Origin of the sequence: Desulfosediminicola ganghwensis, assembly GCF_005116675.2 — a bacterium.
GTDB classification, from domain to species: Bacteria; Desulfobacterota; Desulfobulbia; order Desulfobulbales; family Desulfocapsaceae; genus Desulfopila; species Desulfopila ganghwensis.
In genome coordinates, this window is the sequence record NZ_CP050699.1 from 5,147,501 (window position 1) to 5,150,000 (window position 2,500).

General features: G+C 49.6%; 2 rRNA genes (1 of these 2 only partly in view). Both read left to right on the forward strand.

The window, feature by feature from the left end:
- Window positions 1-2,046 (forward strand): 23S ribosomal RNA (locus FCL45_RS22230); it begins 867 nt to the left of the window's first position.
- 193 nt (window positions 2,047-2,239) lie between these two features.
- A 5S ribosomal RNA gene (rrf, locus tag FCL45_RS22235) occupies window positions 2,240-2,356 on the forward strand.
- The last annotated feature ends 144 nt before the right edge of the window (window positions 2,357-2,500 follow it).

Genomic DNA, 2,500 nt, shown 5'->3' on the forward strand with positions numbered 1-2,500 from the left:
GGTAGAGCACTGACAAGGCTAGGGGTCCCACCGGATTACCAACCCTTTTCAAACTCCGAATGCCGTTGAGTTCTAATATGGGAGTCAGACTACGGGAGATAAGTTCCGTGGTCGAGAGGGAAAGAACCCAGACCGTCAGCTAAGGTCCCCAAATCTATGCTAAGTGGGAAAGGATGTGGAATTGTACATACAACCAGGAGGTTGGCTTAGAAGCAGCAACCCTTTAAAGAAAGCGTAATAGCTCACTGGTCTAATGATACCGCGCCGAAAATTTAACGGGGCTAAGCATAGTACCGAAGCTACGGATTCAAATTTATTTGGATGGTAGGAGAACATTGTGGCCGCCTGAGAAGGTACATCGAAAGAAGTGCTGGAGGTTCCACAAGAGCTTATGTTGACACGAGTAGCGAAAAACAAGGTGAGAAACCTTGTCGCCGAAAGCCTAAGGTTTCCTTTAGTCAAGTTAATCTGCTAAGGGTTAGTCGGCTCCTAAGGCGAGGCCGAGAGGCGTAGTCGATGGGAAACAGGTTAATATTCCTGTACCACTATCATAATGTTATGGTAAGGGGGGACGGAGAAGGTAAGACCATCCGGGCGTTGGTTGTCCCGGTTCAAGCATGTAGGGGTGAGACTTTGGCAAATCCGGGTCTCTTTAACTCTGAGGTGTGATGACGATGTCCTTTGGACAACAAAGTGGTTGGTTCCATGCTTCCAGGAAAATCCTCGTATCTAGTTATGATTGTGACCGTACCGTAAACCGACACAGGTAGGCAGGTAGAGAATACCAAGGCGCTTGAGAGAACTCTGGTTAAGGAACTCGGCAAAATAGCACCGTAACTTCGGGAGAAGGTGTGCCAGCATGGTGATATAATTTACTTATGGAGCCTAGTCTGGTTGCAGTGAAATGGGGGGAGCGACTGTTTACTAAAAACACAGGACTCTGCGAAGTCGAAAGACGAAGTATAGGGTCTGACGCCTGCCCGGTGCCGGAAGGTTAAGGGGACGAGTTAGCGCAAGCGAAGCTTTGAACCGAAGCCCCGGTAAACGGCGGCCGTAACTATAACGGTCCTAAGGTAGCGAAATTCCTTGTCGGGTAAGTTCCGACCTGCACGAATGGCGTAACGATTTCCCCACTGTCTCAACCAGGGACTCAGCGAAACTGTAGTACCGGTGAAGATGCCGGTTACCCGCAACAAGACAGAAAGACCCCGTGAACCTTTACTACAGCTTGGCATTGGTTTTTGAGGTAACATGTGTAGGATAGGTGGGAGACTTTGAAGTGGCCACGCCAGTGGTCATGGAGTCAACCTTGAAATACCACCCTTGTTATCTTAGGAATCTAACCGCGATCCGTTATCCGGATCCGGGACATTGTCTGGTGGGTAGTTTGACTGGGGCGGTCGCCTCCCAAAGAGTAACGGAGGCGCGCGATGGTTCCCTCAGGCTGATTGGAAACCAGCCGTAGAGTGTAAAGGCATAAGGGAGCTTGACTGCGAGACAGACATGTCGAGCAGGTACGAAAGTAGGTCTTAGTGATCCGGCGATTCCGCATGGAAGGGTCGTCGCTCAACGGATAAAAGGTACTCCGGGGATAACAGGCTTATCTCCCCCAAGAGTCCATATCGACGGGGAGGTTTGGCACCTCGATGTCGGCTCATCACATCCTGGGGCTGGAGCAGGTCCCAAGGGTTTGGCTGTTCGCCAATTAAAGTGGTACGCGAGCTGGGTTTAAAACGTCGTGAGACAGTTTGGTCCTTATCTGTTGCGGGCGCAGGAAATTTGAAGAGATCTTCCCCTAGTACGAGAGGACCGGGGTGGACGAACCTATGGTGTTCCAGTTGTTCTGCCAAGGGCATTGCTGGGTAGCTAAGTTCGGAAGGGATAACCGCTGAAAGCATCTAAGCGGGAAGCCCACTCTAAGATGAGATTTCCCATGGCACTAGCCATCTGAAGGCTCGTTGTAGACTACAACGTTGATAGGTCAGGTGTGGAAGCGTGGCAACACGTGGAGCTAACTGATACTAATAAGCCGTGCGGCTTATCCACTTCTTTTGATTAAATACAACTACTACTACCCTACTATTCGATTATCGAACATTTTTGAATATCCGGTACCACTCTAAACGAATGGTTCAGCCGCGCCTAAATTGGCGCAGGCAGCTTGATTGACTATACAATCAAGTATGTCGAACAAGCTGACCGTGACAAGTTAGGTGCTGCTGGAGCATTCGCCGAATTTTTCGGCGGTCATAGCGAAGAGGCTCCACCCGTTCCCATTCCGAACACGGAAGTTAAGCTCTTCAGCGCCGATGGTACTGCATGGGAGACTGTGTGGGAGAGTAGGTCGCCGCCGATTTCTATCACGAAAACCTCGGTCAGAAAAAATTCTGACCGAGGTTTTTATTTGCACTTGATTCGAGCAAATCAGTTCTTAATATATGAAAACGGTCTTACAAAAAGTGCTTGACTGGAAACGTCAAACCTTTTAGTATGCCGGGCC